Genomic DNA, 20,376 nt, shown 5'->3' on the forward strand with positions numbered 1-20,376 from the left:
ATATAAGCTAATAACCATAAAGTCTACCGGAAAGGTAGGAATAAAACTGTTACCCCTCATAAACGTCTATTTTTTTATAGTTAAAACCGACTTTTCCTATAGACTATAAAATGTATTGCTGTGGGAGGCATACATAAGGCAAGCCGTTCATAAAGTGTAATTATTACAAAAAAAGTTAGGGTGGGGACAATGAAGAAAAAGTCAAAAAAATGGGCTGGTGTATTTTCAGTTTTACTGAGTAGTTTGCTCGTGTTATCAGCGTGTGGGGGACAAGAAGAGAAGGCTTCGACAGAACCAGTAAAGCAGCAGAATTTAAAGGATTCGAAGATAGAAAAGGTTACAGCTACCGATAAATCAAAAAACCCTGAGAAAGCGAAACAAAGAAAAGATACACTTATTACAGGGATTTCAAAACCAGGGGGCGTTTTTTTACCTTATTTCCAAGAAAATGGATGGGATGGTAACGTAACATCGGTTATATTTGCTTCCCTTGTATCAACAGATAAGCAAGGAAAACCAGTTCCACAGCTTGCAGAAAAATGGGATGTATCTTCTGATCAGTTAAAGTATACATTTTACTTACATAAAAACTTAAAATTTAGTGATGGTTCACCGTTAACAGCAGACGATGTAGCATTTACACTAACATTGCTACATGATAAGGCTTATGAAGGCGGAACAGATATTTTACAATATGCAATTAAGGGTGGCAAAGATTATAAAGAAGGAAAGGCTACATCTATTGAAGGAATTAAAGTAGTTGATCCACAAAAAATCGAAATTACGACGGAAAAGGTTAATTCACAAGCATTAGTAAACCTTGGAGGACCTGTTTTATCAAAAGCATATTATGGAAAAGATTATAAACAAAATACAAGCTTAGATTATTTAAAAGAGTTGTATGGCAAGCCAATTGCTGCTGGTCCTTATAAATTTGAAAAATATGTTCCAGGTCAAGAGGTTCGTTTTGTAGCAAATGAAAATTATTATGCTGGTAAGCCTAAAATTAAAAACTTTATTTATAAAATTACATCAGCAGATACAAACTTCCAGTTGTTCCAAACAGGAGAAACTGATTATGATGGCTTTGCAGCCAATGTTGATAATATTGATCAATTAAAGAGCTTAGGATTTGCTAACTTCAATATTGAAACGGTAAGTTCTTTTTCATATATTTACGTAAATAATAAAAAACCATATTTAAAAGACAAAAAGGTACGTCAAGCACTTAATTATGGTTTGGATCGTAAAAAGTATGTAGATACATTCTTCCAAGGAAATGGTTCTGTTGCAAATGTACCAATTTCACCGACTTCATGGGCTTATTCGGATGAAGGTGTAAATAAATATGAATATAACTTAGAAAAAGCAAAAAAATTGTTAGATGAAGCGGGCTGGAAAGTAGGGTCTGACGGTATTCGTGAAAAAGATGGTCAAAAATTAAAATTAAGCTATTATGCTGCAAGTGGAAGAAAGCAGGAAGAAGTATTTATACCAATTGCAAAAGAAAACTATAAAGCATTAGGTGTGGAATTTAATCCGGAAATGATGGACTTTAACACACTTGTGTCAAAGGTTGGGAAATTTGATTATGATTTAGCTGCTGTATCAACACCGATTATTTCTGATCCAAGTGAAACGGTAGCTGAGTATGCATCTACGCATCCAGACAACTCCTATGGTTATAGTAATCCAAAGGTTGATGAGTTAATTAAAAAAGGTATCGAGACAGTTGATATTGAAAAAAGAAAGCCTATTTATAAAGAACTGTATAAAGAATTAAGTGATGATCCACCGGGGATTTTATTAAGCTATCGCAAAAGTATTTCGGCACACAATGCCCGTGTAAAAGGTATTGATCCAGAAAAATATGACAGTATTAGTTCAAACTTACCAGTTTTATCCATTGAACAATAAAAAGAAGTAAGTATGTTAGAAGACATTTTTTCATACAGCCGTTAGTAAGTGCTGTTTTGAAAAAATGTTCTTCTATTTTTAAGTAAATATGATTGGGGAGACAAAAGGTGAAAACATATATCATTCGTAGGTTTTTACAAATGATTCCTATATTGCTTGGTACGTCTATTATTATCTTTTTCTTGTTTGCCCTCCTTCCTGGTGATTATGTAGATTCTAATCCGAAGCTAACGCCAGAACGGGCACAAGAGTTAAGAGAACTATATGGATTAAATAAACCAGTTATTGAACGATACTTTCATTGGCTTGGTAATGCACTAACAGGTGATTTTGGGTTCTCATTGCAATATCAAGAATCTGTTACATCTTTATTAAACAAATTCATTTGGAATACCTTTATTGTTGCTGTTGCAGCTTTATTTTTTACTTGGTTAATTGCACTGATTATTGGCGTTGTTTCAGCGACAAAACAACATTCATTGTTTGATAAACTTGTAACAATTGGTGTCTTTGCGGCGATGTCGTTTCCATCGTTTTTTATCGGGCTGTTTCTAATTAAAGTATTGGCAGTCGATCTGAACTTATTACCAATCGGCGGAATGATTGATATTGGAAGTAACTCGACCGGCTTTACGTACATATTGGAAGTGCTCCGGCATATGATTTTACCGGTATTTATTTTAACATTACTTGGTGTTGGTTCATTAACGCGTTATTTTAGAACGGGTATGCTTGAAGTAGTGCGACAAGATTATATCCGAACTGCTCGTGCAAAAGGGCTGAAGGGAAAAACTGTCATTTATAAACATGCGTTAAAAAATGCGATTTTACCAGCGATTACTTTGCTTGCGTTTGAATTACCAGGATTGTTTTCTGGTGCAATCATCATTGAACAAATTTTTAACTGGCCAGGTATTGGCAGTATCCAACTGGAAGCATTGAACTTCCGTGATTATACAGTGTTAATGGCATTTACAATGTTTCTTTCCTGCCTAACGATTGTCGCCAATTTCTTTGCAGACATATTATATGCGGTTGTTGATCCGCGCATTCGATTGAAGTAAGGGGGGAAAGAGATGGAGACTGTTACAACGATAACGAATAAAAAGCAGACAAAAGGAAATGTGACCTCACCATGGCGACAAGCATTTAATAGAGTCAAGAAAAATAAATTAGCAATGTTCGGCTTCTATAGTTTGATTTTTATGTTTCTATTTTGTTTTATTGGACCATTTTTTTCACCATATGTTTCAGGAACAATCCAAGTAACGCAAATTAATAAAGCGCCAAGCTTATCACATTGGCTTGGTACAGATCAGCTAGGACGAGATATTTTAACGAGATTAATGTTAGCCGGTCGAATTTCTTTAACAATCGGTTTAGCGTCTATGCTGTTATCTGTCATACTCGGCGCACTATTAGGAGCTATTTCTGGTTTCTATCGTGGTGTTGTTGATCATATTATTATGCGTATTGCCGATGTTTTAATGTCTATTCCAGGATTACCGTTACTCATTATTATGGGTGCCATTTTATCAGAATGGAAACTCCCGTCTGAATATCGTCTTTATGTTGTTATGATTATGTTAAGTCTGATTGGTTGGCCAGGGCTTGCACGTCTTGTACGTGGACAAATTTTGACGCTTCGTGAACAGGCGTTTATGCAAGCAGCTGATGTATTGGGGCTAAAAGATTATCGGAAAATATTACATCATTTAATTCCAAATGTATTCCCACTATTAATAGTTGTAGCGACGTTAGGTGTGGCTGGATCCATTTTAAGTGAATCTGCATTAAGTTATTTAGGCCTCGGAGTTGTCCCACCTACGCCATCGTGGGGGAACATGATTAGTGCGGCAAACTCATTGATTGATTTCCAAAAACGTCCATGGTTATGGATACCGCCTGGTTTTGCGATTTTTATAACAGTTGTATCAATTAATTTACTTGGGGATGCACTTCGAGATGCATTGGATCCAAAATTGAAGCGGTAGGTGAGAAGTCATGAGTAAAACATTAGTAGAACTAAAGGATTTACAGACCCATTTCCACACGGAAGAAGGTACAGTAAAAGCGGTGAATCATGTTAGCTTTTCTGTACAAGAAGGTGAAACGGTTTGTGTAGTAGGAGAATCAGGTTGCGGGAAAAGTGTAACAGCTTTGTCTATTATGGGGCTCATTGCTGAATCTGGAGAGGTTGTTGGAGGCGAGATCCTATATGAAGGCCAAAGTCTTCTGCAAATGAAAGAAAAAGAGATTCGGAAGTTAAGAGGGAATGATATTGCGATGATTTTCCAAGAGCCGATGACATCTCTTAATCCTGTTTTTACTGTTGGTGAACAAATTGTCGAAACATTGATGGAGCATGAGCTTCTTAGTAAAAATGAAGCGTATAAAAAAGCAATCGAATTAATTCGTAAAGTCGGCATTGCCCGCGCTGATGAAATTGTTCATTCGTATCCGCATGAGTTAAGTGGTGGTATGTTACAACGGATCATGATTGCCATTGCACTGAGTTGTAATCCAAAGCTATTAATTGCTGATGAACCAACAACAGCTCTGGATGTTACGATTCAGGCACAAATTTTAGATTTACTAAGACAGGTGAAAGAGGAATTTAACACATCTATTCTATTAATTACGCATGACTTGGGCGTCGTGGCAGAAATGGCGGATTATGTTGTTGTGATGTACGGCGGTAAAGTAATTGAAGAAGCACCTGTATTAGAATTATTTAAAAACCCCAAGCATCCATATACAAAAGGTTTGTTAAAATCAAAACCAGTTATGGGACAGCGAATCGATCGGCTCTATTCCATTCCAGGTCAAGTTCCAAACTTAGTTGGCTTAGGTGAGTTTTGCTACTTTAGTGACCGCTGTGAACATTGTATGGATATATGCCGAAAAGAAACACCGGAACTTCAAGTGCATGAAGATGCTCATAAAGTAGCTTGCTGGTTATATGAGGAGCGTGCTGGGCAATGAGTGAACCGTTATTAGAAGTGAAAAATTTAAAAACTCATTTTCCCATTAAAGGCGGTGTGTTTGGGAGAACGATTGGTCATGTGAAAGCGGTAGATGGGGTAAGCTTTACGATTGATAAAGGGGAAGTATTTGGTCTTGTTGGTGAATCTGGAAGTGGAAAAACGACAATTGGTAAAACAATTCTCCGCCTCGTTCAAAAAACAGAAGGGGAAGTGAAATTTAAAGGCCGAGATGTTCATTCATTATCGAAAGAAGAATTGCGAAAGCATCGTCCCAATATGCAGCTTGTGTTCCAAGATCCATTTAGTTCATTGAATCCGCGCATGCGAATTGGGGAAGCACTCGGAGAACCAATGTTGGCACATGGCTTAGCGACAAAAGAAAATGTCCGTGAAAAAGTATTAGAAGTACTGGAGCTGTGTGGGTTAGCGTCATATCATATCGATCGCTACCCGCATGAATTTTCCGGGGGACAACGCCAGCGTATTGTGATTGCAAGAGCGATGGTACTGAATCCAGAATTCGTTGTCGCGGATGAACCAGTTGCGGCATTAGATGTATCGATTCAAGCGCAAATTATTAACTTGTTTAGTGAGTTGCAGCAGAAAAAGGGATTATCGTATTTATTTATTTCACATGATTTAAGTGTTGTGGAGCATTTATGTACAAAAATCGGGATTATGTATTTAGGGACGATTGTGGAAACGGCCTCTCGTGATGAATTGTTTGCAAATCCACTTCATCCGTATACGAAGGCACTTTTATCAGCTGTACCAATTCCAGATCCAACTGTGAAGCGTGAACGAATTATTTTACAAGGGGATATCCCAAGTCCGGCGAATCCTCCGTCCGGTTGCCGTTTTCATACACGTTGCCCATTTGCAACGGATATTTGTAAGCAAACCGTGCCGGAATTCCGGGATGTTGGGGAAGGTCACTTTGTTGCTTGTCATCATGTATAAAGAAAAAGGACTCTTTCAAATTTGAAAGAGTCCTTTTTCATTTTTATTTACTTGATGGTGTCTGCTTCAATACGTACTGTTCAATGGCATGAGCAACGCCATGTTCATCATTTGTTAATGTGACAACATCACATAATTTCTTTACATCTTCCTCAGCATTACCCATAGCAACAGATAACCCAGCTACTTCTAGCATCGGTACATCATTAAAATTGTCTCCGATAGCAATTGTATCTTGCATTGGAATATCGAAATAAGAAGCCATTTCTTGTAATCCATTGCCTTTATGACCATGTTGATCCATAATTTCTAAATTCGTTGGGGCAGATGCTGTGACCATAATTGCTTGATCTTTTTGTAAAGATTGCAGTACTTGTGAGCGATGCTCAGCATCGAATGTCAAAATAAAGAATTTCGAGATTTCTAAAGTTGGGTCATTGACAACATCTTCAATATTTTTAAATGAAGTAATTAAATTTGATTTTTGTTGTTTTTCTGTAATTCGTTCTATTTCTTCAATTGTAACATCAAGAGAATGCTTATTAAGTTCAAAGGCATGTAGCACTTGTTCTTTCCAATTGTGCGGAGCATATACACCTTTGTTTGTATAAAGCTTATATGGGAATCCTTCAGATTCTAGTAACTTAGCAAGCCCGTATACTTTATCTTTTTGTAAACAACGTGCGTTAATTACGTTTCCGTCTACATATACAATTGCCCCATTGCTTGCTCCGACTGGAAGTGATAATTGATATTCTTCCAATAGTTTTAAAGCATCTTCTTTTGCACGACCAGAACAAATCATCACAATATGGCCTTCTTCTTTGGCATTGCGAATGGCTTGTAAATTTTCTTTGGAGATTTCAAGCTTAGATGATAGTAGTGTACCATCCATATCTAGTGCGATTAATTTCAAACTGATCACCTCTTTGTTTTTATTATACATAGTTAACTGGAGGAAACATACAAACTTATCTTAGGAGGGGATGATAATTTTTCCATTATCACTATATAAATACAAATTAAAAAACCGACATAAAACCCTTCTTTTTAGGTGGAAGAGAGCATCCGGCTATGCATAGAAGCGGTCAGATCCTTTTCCTGCTCCAGACACAGTGAAAACAAAGAGAGAAAACGAGTGTAGGTCACCTTTTGTTATCCATAGCCGTGGCTTATATGTCGAAAAATCAAAATGGATTTATATAGCATTTTTATTATTTCAAAGTTAGTTTATTAATAGTTTTGTACAGTCTAGGATTAAATAGAGTGAAATTGTTGTAGTAGAGAGTTATTATCTGTTAGGGGTGGGATAAAATCATATATTATATTGAAATAAAAGTAGTAGGAGAGACTATAATGACTCTTCCTACTATTTTTTATTTCCTTTTGTAACCTTAATGTTACATTAATATTACAAAGGTAGACTTATCGGAAAAGCTAGTATATAAGGGTTTTTTAGACTTATAACAATAGCATCGTAAAAAAAATGTAATAAATTTATCTATTTTTATTGCAGGATAAAAAAACTTATGTTACATTAATGTTACAAACGTTACACGAATTAATTAAATGTAACGTTGAGATGAAATCTATGAATAAAACATTTCTTGAAAATTACACATAAATTTAAATTACATATAAATATCTAACAATAAGGAGAGAGCAAATATGAAAAACGAACAAGTATTAAAACTAACAAAAATGGACTTATTAGGATCAGTAGGAGTAGCAACAGCAGTGACAGCATTAATCGTATTTCTTTCAAGTGCTTTAGTATAATAAACCACAATTTTGTGCATGAAGTAGAACGGAACGAATATTACAAAATAAAAAATAGATACAAATTGAAGGGAGAATGGGGAATATGAACAACGAACAAATATTACAAGTAACAAAGATGGACTTTTTAGGATCTGCAAGCGGAGCAGCGGTATTAACGGCATTAATCGTATTTCTTTCAAACGTTTTAGTATAATAAACTACAATTTTGTGCATGAAGTAGAACGGAACGAATGTCACAAAATAAAAAATAGATACAAATTGAAGGGAGAATGGGGAATATGAACAACGAACAAGTATTACAAGTAACAAAGATGGACCTTTTGGGATCTGCGAGCGGAGCAGCGGTATTAACGGCATTAATCGTATTTCTTTCAAACGTTTTAGTATAATAAACTACAATTTTGTGCATGAAGTAGAACGGAACGAATGTCACAAAATAAAAAATAGATACAAATTGAAGGGAGAATGGGGAATATGAACAACGAACAAGTATTACAAGTAACAAAGATGGACCTTTTGGGATCTGCGAGCGGAGCAGCGGTATTAACAGCACTAATTGTATTTCTTGCAAATGTGTTAGTTTAATGAATATAGATGAAAAGAGTTTCTCATATGTTATCAAGACTCAAATTTTAAAAATGCTTAAAGAATAAAAACCCTAACATATATGATTAATATGTTAGGGTTTTTTTGTGCAATAATATATAGAAATAAAATATACTTTAGGTTGATGGATGTGGGGTGCTACCTCAATATCCCCCCTAAAATATCTTCTAGGGGGGATAAACTGCCCGTAAAATCCCGATTGGTCAGGGCTAATGATTAGTGGGGATGAAGAAAAACCCCACTGATCAAAGTTTCATTTTATAGAGAAAAATCTCAAAGCAAGGGAAAGGGAAGGAATAGCAGTACTCCTTCCTTTTTTTATTTCTGAACGAGGAGGAATCTACATGAGTTATATTATTGGAGTAGACGGCGGAGGCACTAAGACGGAAGCGGTGGCTTATGATTTAAACGGGAAGAAAATAAGTGAAGGTAAAGCAGGATACGGAAACTTACTTATAAATGAAAAACAAGCTATTATTAACATTATTGATGCGATCGAACAATGCTTAGTTACTTTAAAAAATGAAGAATGCCAGTATATATGCATAGGGTTAGCAGGGTATGGAGGCGTTAAAAATGCAGAAGGTATAAAAAATGCTCTTTATGCGACGTTTAATATTCCGTTTACGATTGTAAATGATGGAGTTATCGCACATGCTGCTTTACTAAAAGGAAAAGATGGCATCTTAACAATTTCAGGAACAGGTTCTGTTAGTATTGGAGTTCATAATGGGATTGAAAAATTAGCAGGTGGCTGGGGACATATTCTTGGGGATGAAGGAAGTGGCTATTGGATTGCTATGCAGGTTTTTATTAAAATGACGCAAGAAGAAGATGAGGGATTAAATTATAGTAATCTAACTAAGTTAATACTAACAAAACTTGGTTATCACAGTGTACTAGAGTTAAAAAAATTTATTTATTCCTCAACGAAAGCAGAGATTGCTTCATTTGTTCCAATAATCGTCCAACAAGCAGAAGCAGGTGATGGTTTCTCGCAGAATATTCTCAGACAAGCAGGCTATCACCTTGCCAAGACTACGCTTGCTGTTTGCAAGAAATTAAATTTTGATAAGAATGTTACAATTGCTATTAAAGGAAGCATATTAACGAATATACCATTCGTACAAACCGCTTTTATTGAAAATATTAAACAAGAAAAACCGGAAGTACAACTTGTTTTAGAAGATGTATCATCTACATTAGGGTGTTATTACTTAGCTCTGAAATATATGGGTTAATTAAAAGTTAAGGGAGCGATTCAATATGCATGTCGTGAATGTATTATTAAAAATTGAAAGTTTATTACATCAATTACCAAAATCTGAAAGGAAAATAGCACAATATATTTTAAAAAATCCTCAAGAAGTTATTAGAATGACTATACATGAATTAGCTACTCATGCTAATGCTAGTAGTTCTGCGGTCACCAGACTTTGTCGTTCTATTGAAATTGCTAGTTTTTCAGAGTTAAAAGTATCTCTATCATCGCATATCTCACGACCAGAGAAGAAAGGTTTTTATGACATTGAACCAAATGAAACAATAACGGCCATTAAAGACAAAATAGTTTCCAACTCTGTACAAGTGATACAAGAAACAGCACTTTATTTGGATGAAGTTGTTCTTGACCAAATAGTTGAAACTATGAGAAATGCGGATGTTATTTATGTCTATGGATTAGGAGCTTCATGGCTCGTTGCGGAAGATATTACTCATAAATGGTTACGTTTAGGAAAGATTGTAAGTGCAAATCAAGATGCACATATCACGGCTACATCGCTCGCTGCATCAACCAAAAATTGTGTTTTTTTCAGTATATCCAATAGTGGAGAAACTGAAGAAGTACTGCAACTTGTTGATATTGCTAAAGCATCTGGTGTTCAAACAATTGGATTATCGCGATTTGGGAACAATAGATTAACTAACAAAGTCGATATGTCTTTACATCATGTTCGTGCACCAGAGGCTAAATTTCGTAGTGCAGCAACAAGTTCACTATTTGCACAATTTCTGACTATTGACATTATCTTCTATGCATATGCATCAAAATATTATGATGAGAATATAAAGGAAATTGAACGTTCAAGAGAATCTGTATTAAGATTTACGGGAAGAAATTCATCTAAGATGTAAAGGATAATAAATCGCAGTACAAAGTAATCATCTGTGATTTTCTCCTTTTAGTTATTGAACCACTGCTTAAAGAGCCTATATCTCCTTAAGATAAGGCTTCTTTGCTTTGTATAACTTTTACTTTTGAAGTACCCCAAAAATACTCAATTTCTTAAGTTGATGGATGTGGGAAGTAACCTACATATACCCCAAACAGCAATTAGTAATATCCAGCGAGGAACGATACGATCCCATGGATGAATTGTTGCACCGACAATACACAACGTAATGATTTTACATTCATTAACATTCCTTTTTAGTTACTTATCATATTTCAATTATCCTTTTTCATAGATTTGAGTATAAGACATTTTCATCTGTTCTCGTATTTCTTTATCTTTCCTTTGAACATTTCTATAAGTGCGGCATTGTTATTGTCATTCCTTTTTTGTTTTTCTCCGTAATATTTTGACGATCACGTTGTTTACACGCCTCAATTAATTTGGACGTTGTTCTAAATAGAAAAAAGTCGAATTTTATATAGAAGAAAAAAGAGGAATTTGACAGAAAAGGTAGAAAATTTTAAAGGTCAGAAAATAGTTAGCTCGCTAACTAATTTTTTTGTTGGTGACTGGAAGCATTTTTGGTTAATCCGAAGTATATAAAATTTAATTTATTTACAGGGGGATGAGGAAATTATGAAACAAAAATCTATGGATGCGTTAGCTGCACAAATGGAGGATTTTTTTCCGGTACGTGATGTCGATCATCTAGAATTCTATGTTGGAAATGCAAAGCAATCCAGTTATTATCTTGCAAGAGCTTTTGGATTTAAAATTGTTGCATATTCTGGGTTAGAAACAGGGAACCGCGAAAAAGTATCTTATGTTCTTGTGCAAAAAAACATGCGTTTTGTTGTGTCAGGAACTTTAAATAGTGAGAGCCGCATTGCGGAGTTTGTAAAGCTTCATGGCGATGGTATTAAAGATGTGGCGCTACTTGTTGAGGATGTTGAAAAAGCATATTCAGAAGCTATAAAACGTGGTGCGATTGCAATTGCTCCACCAGAAGTGTTGACTGATGAGCATGGGACATTAAAAAAAGCAGTCATTGGTACGTACGGTGATACAATCCATACACTTGTAGAGCGTAAAAATTACAAAGGCACATTTATGCCTGGTTATGAGAAAGCTGAATTTGAAATTCCGAGTGAAGAATCAGGTTTAATTGCTGTGGATCATGTTGTTGGTAACGTTGAAAAAATGGAAGAGTGGGTAAGTTATTACGAAAATGTAATGGGCTTTAAACAAATGATTCATTTTGACGATGATGATATTAGCACAGAATATTCCGCGTTAATGTCAAAAGTAATGACAAATGGAAGCCGTATTAAGTTCCCGATTAATGAGCCGGCAGATGGAAAGCGTAAATCACAAATTCAAGAGTACTTAGAATTTTATAATGGTGCAGGTGTGCAGCATCTTGCATTGTTGACAAGTGATATTGTGAAAACTGTTAAAGCACTTCGTGAAAATGGAGTTGAGTTTTTAGATACACCAGATACGTATTATGATGAGTTAACAGCGCGTGTCGGTGAAATTGATGAAGAAATTGAAAAACTAAAAGAGCTTAAAATTCTCGTAGATCGTGATGAAGAAGGTTATTTATTACAAATTTTCACGAAGCCAATCGTGGATCGTCCAACGTTATTTATTGAAATTATTCAACGTAAAGGTTCTCGTGGATTTGGAGAAGGAAACTTCAAAGCTCTATTTGAATCGATTGAGAGAGAGCAAGCACGTCGCGGAAATCTATAAAAATAAAGCATTATTTTATTCTATCCATTAGCGGGGGGCAATCCCTCTCTGATGGAAGTTTCACTTTAGATGAACAGTGAGGAGGAAAATTGATGAAATTTGTTACATTTCGTCTTCCTTCACAAGAAATGCGAGCTGGTTGGCTTGAAGGTGACAAAGTAATTGATATGAGCATTGCAAGTAAAGGAGTGCTTCCTTCGTCCATGCTCGCTTTTTTAGAGAAAGCAGATGAGTATATAGAAGTAGCGCGTAATATGAAAAGTCCAGAAAATGGCGTATATCATGTGAAAGATGTACAGCTTTGTGCAGCTATTCCAAACCCAGGTAGCATTCGGGATTTTTACGCATTTGAACAACATGTAAAAACAGCCCGTGGACGCCGCGGGTTAGATGTTGTATCAGAGTGGTATGATATTCCCGTTTTTTATTTCACAAATCATCGTGCTGTAATCGGACCAGAGGATATTGTTTCTCGTCCGAAGTTATCACAAAAGCTTGACTATGAATTAGAAATTGCTTGTGTCATTGGGAGAGAGGGAAGAAATATCTCCCGTGAACACGCGGAAGAATATATTTTTGGTTATTGCATTATGAATGACTGGAGTGCAAGAGATTTACAGGCACAGGAGATGAAAGTAGGACTTGGTCCAGCGAAAGGAAAGGATTTTGCTACTTCATTAGGGGCTTATCTTGTCACGAAAGAGGAGTTAGATGTTTATCGTACGGGTGAGCAGTATGATTTAGAGATGACCGCTCGTGTGAATGGAGAACTTTTGTCAAAAGGGAATTTCAAAGATATTTATTATACGTTTGCAGAAATGATAGAGCGTGCGTCACAAGATGTTACGTTATATCCGGGAGATGTAATTGGTTCTGGTACGGTTGGTACTGGTTGTATTTTAGAGCTTGGCACAGAAAACTGGCTGCAAGATGGCGATGTTGTAGAGCTCACGATTACCGGGTTAGGAACGCTGCGTAATACAGTGAAAGAAGAAATGAAAGCGGGGGATGGGCATGTATTATCGTCGCATGGGGGAACTTCCTCGTAAACGACATGTACAGTTTCGCAAGGAAGATGGATCACTTTATCGTGAACAAGTAATGGGAACAAAAGGCTTCTCAGGAACGCAATCTATTTTATATCATCATTATATGCCAACTGAAGTAGGTCATGCGTCGGTAGCGAATTCTTGTAAATTGCAGTATGAAGAAGATGTGGCGCTTGCTCATCGCCATTTTCGCACGAAAGAGTATAGAAAAACAGGAGATGCCGTGAACGGAAGGCATTTTCTATTAGGAAACGAAGACTTACTAATCGGTGTTGTAAATCCAACGGAGAAAATGGACTATTTCTATCGTAATGGTGATGGAGATGAAATGTTATTCATTCATTACGGCTCTGGGAAAATTGAGACGATGTTTGGTACAATTCATTATCGAAAAGGCGATTATGTTACGATCCCAATCGGGACACTTTATCGGGTTATTCCTGATGAAGGAGAATCGAAATTTCTTGTTGTAGAAGCAAATAGTCAAATTACGACGCCGCGTCGCTATCGAAATGAATATGGTCAATTGTTAGAACATAGCCCGTTTTGTGAGAGAGATTTGCGGGGACCAGAAAAGCTAGAAACATATGATGAAAAAGGCGACTTTGTCGTGATGACAAAGTCGAGGGGTTATATGCATAAACATGTCATGGGGCATCATCCATTAGATGTTGTCGGCTGGGATGGCTATTTATACCCTTGGGTCTTTAATGTGGAGGACTTTGAACCAATTACAGGGCGTATTCATCAGCCACCTCCAGTTCACCAAACATTTGAAGGACATAACTTTGTCATTTGTTCCTTTGTTCCGCGTTTATATGATTATCATCCGGAAGCAATCCCAGCACCGTATTATCATAGTAACGTGAATAGCGATGAAGTTCTTTATTATGTAGAGGGTAATTTTATGAGCAGAAAAGGTGTCGAAGAAGGTTCAATCACACTTCATCCGAGTGGTATTCCTCATGGACCACACCCTGGGAAAACGGAAGCAAGTTTAGGGAAAAAGGAAACGATTGAGCTTGCAGTGATGATTGACACATTCCGCCCGCTTCGTATTGTGAAGCAAGCGCATGAAACGGAAGATGAGAAGTATATGTATAGCTGGCTTGAAGAAGGCACGCATACTGTGAAATAGACGAAATAAAAGAAAGAGGCATGCTCATAAAATGAGTGTGCCTCTTTCTTTTATTTGGAATCGACAGTTTATAGAATATCAAAAACATCTATAAAAAGATATAGAAATATAGCTATATACATTATTTGTATATTTCTTGTGTTGTTACATGTCGATTCATTAAATATTTAACCTGGTGAATAAACGTGATAATACCAAGCGTTGAGTAGTGTGTAGATCCTTTTAATTTATTATGAAACGGTATTTTTCTTTTTATTCCGACAAATGTATTGACTAAAAAATATGTTGCGAGTAAAATAAAAACACAAATTATAAATTTTCAGAAAATTAAAACTAAGAGGTGCATGCTATGAAGCAGATCTTTCAAAAGAAACCGATCACACAATTGCTGCAAGAAAGTAAGCAGAAAACATTGGCGCGAACGTTAGGGGCGCTAGATTTAACGATGCTAGGGATAGGTGCTATTGTAGGAACTGGAATTTTTGTTCTTACTGGTGTTGTAGCAGCGAAGCATTCTGGACCAGCTATTATTCTATCTTTTGCTATAGCAGCATTAGCTTGTGCTTTTGCCGCATTTTGTTATGCTGAGTTTGCATCGTCTGTTCCTGTTTCGGGAAGTGTTTACACGTACACGTATGCGACGATGGGAGAGGTATTTGCGTTTCTAATTGGATGGGATTTAATGCTTGAATACTTGCTAGCCACATCGGCTGTAGCAAATGGTTGGTCTGCTTATTTCCAATCGTTACTAAAAGGGTTTGGTATTCATCTCCCAACTGTTTTATCATCTGCCCCTGGAACGGGGAAAGGCGGTCTCATTGATTTACCAGCTGTTATTATTATTTTAATTATGACTGCGCTTTTATCCAGGGGTGTTCGTGAAAGTGCTCGTGTAAATAATATTATGGTATTTATTAAGTTGGCAGTCGTACTCATATTTATCTTTGCTGGTTTTAATTATGTAAAACCAGAAAACTGGACACCTTTCATGCCATTTGGTTTTGATGGTGTTATGGCGGGAGCGGCAACTGTGTTCTTTGCTTTCATTGGCTTTGATGCCGTATCCACAGCAGCGGAAGAGGTTAAGCGGCCGCAGCGTGACTTGCCAATTGGCATTATTGCATCATTACTTATTTGTACAATCCTTTATATCGTTGTTTCGCTTATTTTGACAGGAATTGTTCCCTATGGGCAGTTGAATATCTCTGATCCAGTAGCATTTGCTCTTCAATTTATTGGACAAGATAGCTTAGCCGGCGTTATTTCGGTAGGTGCTATTACAGGGATTACGACAGTTATGTTAGTAATGATGTATGGTCAAGTTCGCGTATCGTATGCAATGAGCCGTGATGGGTTATTACCGAAACGTCTTGCAAAAGTTCACCCGAAATTTAAAACACCATTTTTAAATACGTGGACAACAGGTATTGTTGCAGCATTAATTTCAGGTCTCATTGATTTAAATGTATTAGCACACCTTGTAAATATGGGAACATTATCTGCCTTTTCACTTGTAGCAATTGCTGTTATTGTAATGAGAAAAACACATCCAGATTTACCGCGTGCGTTTAAAGCGCCGCTTGTACCATTTTTGCCTGCATTAACAGTCATCTTCTGTCTGTACCTAATGTTACAATTGTCAGGAGTAGCTTGGATGAGTTTTGGTATTTGGCTGGCGATTGGTGTAGTGGTTTACTTCTTCTATAGTCGGAAACATAGCGTTCTGGGTAATAAAAAAGACAATAAAGATGTAGCGAATTTATAAGAGAAAGCGCCGTTCTTAGTAGGAAAGAACGGCGCTTTTATTTTGAAAATTTACATTTTTCTAAAAATATTATAAGATGAGGAGTGGTTGATTAAAGGGGGAGGACAGATGAAACAAACATGGCGCGAGTTACAAGCGATGGATCGCAACGTATGGATCCGTTTTATCGGAGAAACATTAAATGGAATTGCCATGATGATGTTAATGCCATTTTTTGCACTGTATTTAAAAGATAAAGTAGATTCTTTATTACAAGTGGGAATTATTATGGCACTTTCTCCAATTGCCGCAAGCTTTGGTTCTCTTATAGGGGGCAGGATTGCTGATATATATGGAAGAAAGCCAATTATGGTATTTTCGATGGTAAGTAATGCGATTTTAATGCTTGGTTTTTTATTTGTAGATGGATTCGTTTCCTATGCGATTTTGTCCATTTTCTTAGGGTTAAGTAATTCGCTGTTTCACCCAGCTGCATCTGCGATGGTTGCGGACGTTACAGCACCTGAAAAGCGGACAGAGGCGTACGGTTTACTGCGAATGGGACATAACATCGGTGCGGCTATTGGACCAATTATGGGGGCTTCGGTGGTGTTACTTTCTAAAAATCTTATTTTTATTATTGCTTCATCCACGATGTTATTTTATGCACTTCTTGTGCTTGTACTCATTCAAGAAACGATGCCACAAGTTGAAGAAAAACACGAGGATAACAAGGAACAAGAATCGGGATCTGTTTGGAAAGTTGTGTTGCGAGATAAGGTACTACTGATTTATTTGTTAGCTGGCATTATTATTTCGATGGGTTTTTCCCAAACAGAAGGCATGCTACCGCTCCATTTTGATAACGAAATGAAAGAGATATTTGGTAAAAATAACCCGTATCCTTATTTGATGGCTTTAAATGGTTTATTAGTTGTTCTTTTTCAATTTCAAATTTCCAAATGGGCAACAGATAAACCGGTTGGAAGGACAATGTTATATGGCGCTTGGTTATTCGGAATTGGTCTGTTTTTCATCGGATGGTTGCCGAAATGGTTCGGAGGATTAGGTACGAATGCCACTGTTATTCTGATTACATTACTTCTTGTTTATGCAGTCTATACATTAGGTGAGATGATTATGTCACCTGTACAAATGACGTTTGTAGCGAACTTAGCACCAGAACATTTGCGTGGTACGTATATGGGAGCGGCGAGTTTGCAATGGATTACAGGGAATGCATTTGGTCCGCTTCTTGGAGGATTGTTGCTCGATCGATTGCTAGGGCACCTGTTATTTACGATTTTAGGAGTGGGATGTGTAGTGGCAGGTCTTGTATATATTTCGTTAGATCGTCTTGTAGAACAAAAACAAAAGGGAGATGTGGTGAAACAGTCATCCTAATTGGTAGGTGACATACACAAAAAGAAGTATTTTTTCATATATTTTAGGTACATAACTAGAAAAATAACGAGGCAATGTATATAAATACAAATTAAAAAATCGACATAAAACCCTTCTTTTTAGGTGGGAGAGAGCATCCGGCCATGCATAGAAGAGGTGATTAAAGATTCATTTGTTTATAAGATTTGGGTGACTTCATCATTGGGGATGGAGAAAACCACTCATTAATGGAAGTTTCATTTTATTTCAAATAGGAACTACCTATTTTCATAAAAAGTGCTAAAATAGAAAAATGAAAACAATTGGTTAGGGTGATTTCATTGACGAAAATTAAATTAGGTTTGTTATATGGTGGAAAATCAGCAGAGCATCAAGTTTCATTACAAACAGCTCTTGCTGCTATTAAAGCGTTAGATCAAGAAAAATTCGAGATTCATCCAATTTATATTACAGAGCAAGGCCAGTGGATGCGCGGTGAACGCATTGAAGGAGAAGTAACAAACGTGCAAGCATTGCAAATGAATGGAGAAGAAAATGTAATTTCTCCAGTAGCATTAAGTACAGAAATTATTCCAGCTGCATCTTCTAATCAAGAAGATTCAATTGATGTTATTTTCCCACTGTTACACGGTCCGAATGGTGAAGATGGAACAGTACAAGGATTATTAGAATTAATGAACATTCCATACGTTGGTAACGGTGTATTGGCATCAGCGGCAGGTATGGATAAAGTTGTTATGAAAAATATCTTTGCTGAAGCAGGATTGAAGCAGGCAAAATATGCATCTTTCATTCGCAGTGTATGGGAGAAAAATCGTCAGGCAGCTTATGAAAAAGTAGAAGAAGTATTAGGGTATCCATGTTTTGTAAAACCGGCAAACCTTGGTTCAAGTGTTGGTATTAATAAATGTAAAGATCGTGAAGAATTAGAACATGCATTTGAAGAAGCATTCCAATTTGACCGCAAAATTATTGTAGAAGAAAATATTGTTGGTCGTGAAGTGGAAGTTGGTGTTTTAGGTAATGATGAGCCAAAATGTTCTGTTGTTGGTGAAATTGTACCGAAGAAAGAGTTTTACGATTATAAATCAAAATACATTGATGGCGATACGGCATTAATTATTCCAGCTGAAATTACAGAAGAAGAGTCGGTAACGATTCAAAGAGATGCAATCAGTGCATTCCAATCTTTAGATAGTGCGGGATTAACAAGAGCAGATTTCTTTTTAACAAAAGACGGCGAAGTATATATTAATGAAGTAAATACGATGCCTGGCTTTACTCCATTTAGTATGTTCCCGCTGTTATGGCAACATACAGGCTTACCGTATCCGCAGTTAATTGAAGAATTGATTCGTTTGGCGATTGAGCGTCACGAAGAAAAACAAAAAATTAAATATACAATCTAACTAAAAGGGGGAGCACTATTCAAGAGAATAGTGTTTCTTCTATGTAAGGAGTGTTTTTATGATGAAACGCACGTTAAAACAAGTGGAACAAATGGCGGGTGGCACAGGTTTAGTAGAAGCTTATGTTCATGCCGTTGTACAAGGTGTATCAATTGATACGCGAAAGATCGAACAAGGGAATTTATATATTCCTATTCAAGGTGATCGTTTTGATGGGCATTCTTTTGTGGATAAAGCGATTGAAAATGGTGCTACAGCAACACTTTGGAAAAAGGATGTACCGAATCCGCCTACGCATTTACCTGTCATTTTCGTTGAAGATACGTTAGAAGCATTACAAACATTAGCAAAAAGTTATCGTGATCAGTTAGATGTAAAAGTTGTAGGTGTAACAGGAAGTAACGGTAAGACGTCTACAAAAGATATCGTGACAAGCTTGCTTGCAACAAAGTTTAAAGTCCAAAAGACAGAAGGAAACTTTAATAACCATATTGGTCTGCCTCTTACAATTTTAAGTCTAGAAGAAGATACAGAAATGGCTGTATTAGAGATGGGAATGTCTAGCCGAGGTGAAATTGAGTTTTTATCTAAGTTAGCTCGTCCAAACGCTGCAATCATTACAAATATTGGAGAAGCTCATTTGATGGATTTAGGATCTCGTGATGCAATTGCTGAAGCGAAATTAGAAATTGTAACAGGGCTACAAGATGGCGGAGTATTTGTATATAATGGAGATGAACCCCTATTAACGAATCGTGTTCCAAACATGAACCTGGCTGCTGAGACAATTACATTTGGTGATGCAAGAGCAAATGACTATTATCCGATTTCTGTAACGCTACAGGCAACAGGGACGTATTTTAAGATGAATCAAGATGAAAATGTTGTATTTTATCTTCCCGTTCTTGGGAAACATAATGTATACAACGCATTAGCATCAATGGCAATTGCTAAATTTTTCGGTGTAACATCGGAAGAGATGAAACAAGGTTTAGTGACGCTAAAAATGACAGGTATGCGCATGGAAATTGTAAAAACAGATGCAGGATTAACAATCATTAATGACGCATATAATGCAAGTCCAACGGCGATGGAAGCTGCATTTCATTTAATGAATGGGCTAGATGGATTTTCTAAAAAAATCGTTGTTCTTGGTGATATGTTAGAGCTTGGCAATCAAGAAGTACAATTTCATTATGAAGTTGGAAAATTAATTGATCCAGCACGAATCTCCTACGTGTTTACATATGGTAAACTAGGGGCACAAATTGCAGAAGGTGCAAAAATTAATTTTTCAAATGAGCGTGTAAAAGCGTATGATAATAAAGAAAAACTTGTAAAAGATTTACAGGAAGTCGTTGATGTGAAAGACGTTGTATTAGTAAAAGCATCTCGCGGGATGAAGTTAGAAGAAGTCATTACGTTGTTGAAATAATTGGAGTATGTAA

At 36.5% G+C, this 20,376-nt stretch carries 19 protein-coding genes; 18 read left to right on the plus strand and 1 reads right to left on the minus strand.

The annotated features are described in order from the left end of the window. Positions 1-189 precede the first annotated feature (189 nt). The 5 genes from QUF99_RS04595 to QUF99_RS04615 all read left to right on the plus strand — a co-directional run bounded on the left by QUF99_RS04595 (position 190) and on the right by QUF99_RS04615 (position 5,864). The gene (locus QUF99_RS04595; RefSeq protein WP_289368813.1) at positions 190-1,917 is read left to right on the plus strand and encodes an ABC transporter substrate-binding protein; all 1,728 of its coding nucleotides are present in this window, start codon (positions 190-192) and stop codon (positions 1,915-1,917) included. Between the two features lie 107 nt (positions 1,918-2,024). Then, positions 2,025-2,981 (plus strand): ABC transporter permease, encoded by a 957-nt coding sequence (locus tag QUF99_RS04600; protein ID WP_289368814.1) that lies wholly within the window; start codon positions 2,025-2,027, stop codon positions 2,979-2,981. A gap of 12 nt (positions 2,982-2,993) precedes the next feature. Next, the gene (gene opp4C, locus QUF99_RS04605) at positions 2,994-3,911 is read left to right on the plus strand and encodes an oligopeptide ABC transporter permease (RefSeq protein ID WP_289368815.1); all 918 of its coding nucleotides are present in this window, start codon (positions 2,994-2,996) and stop codon (positions 3,909-3,911) included. 10 nt (positions 3,912-3,921) lie between these two features. Next, the gene (locus QUF99_RS04610; protein ID WP_289368816.1) at positions 3,922-4,902 is read left to right on the plus strand and encodes an ABC transporter ATP-binding protein; all 981 of its coding nucleotides are present in this window, start codon (positions 3,922-3,924) and stop codon (positions 4,900-4,902) included. Next, positions 4,899-5,864: an ABC transporter ATP-binding protein gene (locus tag QUF99_RS04615; protein ID WP_289368817.1), complete on the plus strand. Its 966-nt coding sequence runs from the start codon at positions 4,899-4,901 to the stop codon at positions 5,862-5,864. Before QUF99_RS04610 ends, QUF99_RS04615 begins: the two co-directional genes overlap by 4 nt. Before the next feature lie 43 nt (positions 5,865-5,907). Here QUF99_RS04615 and QUF99_RS04620 read toward each other — a convergent pair whose 3' ends face one another. Continuing rightward, positions 5,908-6,780 (minus strand): Cof-type HAD-IIB family hydrolase, encoded by an 873-nt coding sequence (locus QUF99_RS04620; RefSeq protein WP_353958385.1) that lies wholly within the window; start codon positions 6,778-6,780, stop codon positions 5,908-5,910. 752 nt (positions 6,781-7,532) lie between these two features. On the opposite strand from QUF99_RS04620, the gene QUF99_RS04625 reads away from it, so the two are divergent. The 13 genes from QUF99_RS04625 (at position 7,533) to QUF99_RS04685 (ending at position 20,363) form a co-directional block, all read left to right on the plus strand. After that, complete coding sequence (locus tag QUF99_RS04625; RefSeq protein ID WP_289368819.1) at positions 7,533-7,643, plus strand: DUF3948 family protein; 111 nt, start codon at positions 7,533-7,535, stop codon at positions 7,641-7,643. 85 nt (positions 7,644-7,728) lie between these two features. Then, a complete protein-coding gene (locus QUF99_RS04630) occupies positions 7,729-7,839 on the plus strand; it encodes a DUF3948 family protein (protein ID WP_289368820.1) in 111 nt (36 codons plus the stop codon). Positions 7,840-7,924: 85 nt separating this feature from the next. After that, entirely contained in the window at positions 7,925-8,035 is a 111-nt protein-coding gene (locus QUF99_RS04635) for a DUF3948 family protein (protein ID WP_289368821.1), read from the plus strand. A gap of 85 nt (positions 8,036-8,120) precedes the next feature. Then, on the plus strand, positions 8,121-8,231 hold the full coding sequence (locus QUF99_RS04640) for a DUF3948 family protein (protein WP_289368822.1): 111 nt from the start codon (positions 8,121-8,123) through the stop codon (positions 8,229-8,231). 365 nt (positions 8,232-8,596) lie between these two features. Then, entirely contained in the window at positions 8,597-9,493 is an 897-nt protein-coding gene (locus QUF99_RS04645; protein WP_289368823.1) for a BadF/BadG/BcrA/BcrD ATPase family protein, read from the plus strand. Positions 9,494-9,518: 25 nt separating this feature from the next. After that, on the plus strand, positions 9,519-10,388 hold the full coding sequence (locus QUF99_RS04650; protein ID WP_289368824.1) for a MurR/RpiR family transcriptional regulator: 870 nt from the start codon (positions 9,519-9,521) through the stop codon (positions 10,386-10,388). Between the two features lie 677 nt (positions 10,389-11,065). Beyond that, a complete protein-coding gene (gene hppD, locus QUF99_RS04655) occupies positions 11,066-12,184 on the plus strand; it encodes a 4-hydroxyphenylpyruvate dioxygenase (RefSeq protein WP_289368825.1) in 1,119 nt (372 codons plus the stop codon). Positions 12,185-12,276: 92 nt separating this feature from the next. Then, on the plus strand, positions 12,277-13,233 hold the full coding sequence (locus QUF99_RS04660) for a fumarylacetoacetate hydrolase family protein (RefSeq protein ID WP_289368826.1): 957 nt from the start codon (positions 12,277-12,279) through the stop codon (positions 13,231-13,233). Continuing rightward, on the plus strand, positions 13,199-14,371 hold the full coding sequence (locus QUF99_RS04665) for a homogentisate 1,2-dioxygenase (protein ID WP_289368827.1): 1,173 nt from the start codon (positions 13,199-13,201) through the stop codon (positions 14,369-14,371). The genes QUF99_RS04660 and QUF99_RS04665 overlap by 35 nt, the downstream gene beginning before the upstream one ends. A gap of 349 nt (positions 14,372-14,720) precedes the next feature. After that, positions 14,721-16,136, plus strand: a complete 1,416-nt coding sequence (bcaP, locus tag QUF99_RS04670; protein WP_289368828.1) for a branched-chain amino acid transporter BcaP — start codon at positions 14,721-14,723, stop codon at positions 16,134-16,136. Between the two features lie 108 nt (positions 16,137-16,244). Next, a complete protein-coding gene (locus QUF99_RS04675; protein ID WP_289368829.1) occupies positions 16,245-17,519 on the plus strand; it encodes an MDR family MFS transporter in 1,275 nt (424 codons plus the stop codon). A gap of 320 nt (positions 17,520-17,839) precedes the next feature. Then, positions 17,840-18,928, plus strand: a complete 1,089-nt coding sequence (locus QUF99_RS04680) for a D-alanine--D-alanine ligase (RefSeq protein WP_289368830.1) — start codon at positions 17,840-17,842, stop codon at positions 18,926-18,928. 58 nt (positions 18,929-18,986) lie between these two features. Further along, on the plus strand, positions 18,987-20,363 hold the full coding sequence (locus QUF99_RS04685; protein ID WP_289368831.1) for a UDP-N-acetylmuramoyl-tripeptide--D-alanyl-D-alanine ligase: 1,377 nt from the start codon (positions 18,987-18,989) through the stop codon (positions 20,361-20,363). The last annotated feature ends 13 nt before the right edge of the window (positions 20,364-20,376 follow it).

This window comes from Bacillus sp. DX4.1 (assembly GCF_030348195.1).
Taxonomy (GTDB): domain Bacteria; phylum Bacillota; class Bacilli; order Bacillales; family Bacillaceae_G; genus Bacillus_A.

Excerpts from the sequence above, each read along its gene's own strand:
- QUF99_RS04650 (WP_289368824.1), top strand. The coding sequence starts at position 9,519 with ATGCATGTCGTGAATGTATTATTAAAAATTGAAAGTTTATTACATCAA.
- QUF99_RS04610 (WP_289368816.1), top strand. The coding sequence starts at position 3,922 with ATGAGTAAAACATTAGTAGAACTAAAGGATTTACAGACCCATTTCCAC.
- bcaP (WP_289368828.1), top strand. The coding sequence starts at position 14,721 with ATGAAGCAGATCTTTCAAAAGAAACCGATCACACAATTGCTGCAAGAA.
- QUF99_RS04630 (WP_289368820.1), top strand. The coding sequence starts at position 7,729 with ATGAACAACGAACAAATATTACAAGTAACAAAGATGGACTTTTTAGGA.
- QUF99_RS04685 (WP_289368831.1), top strand. The coding sequence starts at position 18,987 with ATGATGAAACGCACGTTAAAACAAGTGGAACAAATGGCGGGTGGCACA.
- QUF99_RS04595 (WP_289368813.1), top strand. The coding sequence starts at position 190 with ATGAAGAAAAAGTCAAAAAAATGGGCTGGTGTATTTTCAGTTTTACTG.
- QUF99_RS04615 (WP_289368817.1), top strand. The coding sequence starts at position 4,899 with ATGAGTGAACCGTTATTAGAAGTGAAAAATTTAAAAACTCATTTTCCC.
- QUF99_RS04625 (WP_289368819.1), top strand. The coding sequence starts at position 7,533 with ATGAAAAACGAACAAGTATTAAAACTAACAAAAATGGACTTATTAGGA.
- QUF99_RS04640 (WP_289368822.1), top strand. The coding sequence starts at position 8,121 with ATGAACAACGAACAAGTATTACAAGTAACAAAGATGGACCTTTTGGGA.
- hppD (WP_289368825.1), top strand. The coding sequence starts at position 11,066 with ATGAAACAAAAATCTATGGATGCGTTAGCTGCACAAATGGAGGATTTT.
- QUF99_RS04635 (WP_289368821.1), top strand. The coding sequence starts at position 7,925 with ATGAACAACGAACAAGTATTACAAGTAACAAAGATGGACCTTTTGGGA.
- opp4C (WP_289368815.1), top strand. The coding sequence starts at position 2,994 with ATGGAGACTGTTACAACGATAACGAATAAAAAGCAGACAAAAGGAAAT.
- QUF99_RS04675 (WP_289368829.1), top strand. The coding sequence starts at position 16,245 with ATGAAACAAACATGGCGCGAGTTACAAGCGATGGATCGCAACGTATGG.
- QUF99_RS04645 (WP_289368823.1), top strand. The coding sequence starts at position 8,597 with ATGAGTTATATTATTGGAGTAGACGGCGGAGGCACTAAGACGGAAGCG.
- QUF99_RS04660 (WP_289368826.1), top strand. The coding sequence starts at position 12,277 with ATGAAATTTGTTACATTTCGTCTTCCTTCACAAGAAATGCGAGCTGGT.
- QUF99_RS04665 (WP_289368827.1), top strand. The coding sequence starts at position 13,199 with ATGTATTATCGTCGCATGGGGGAACTTCCTCGTAAACGACATGTACAG.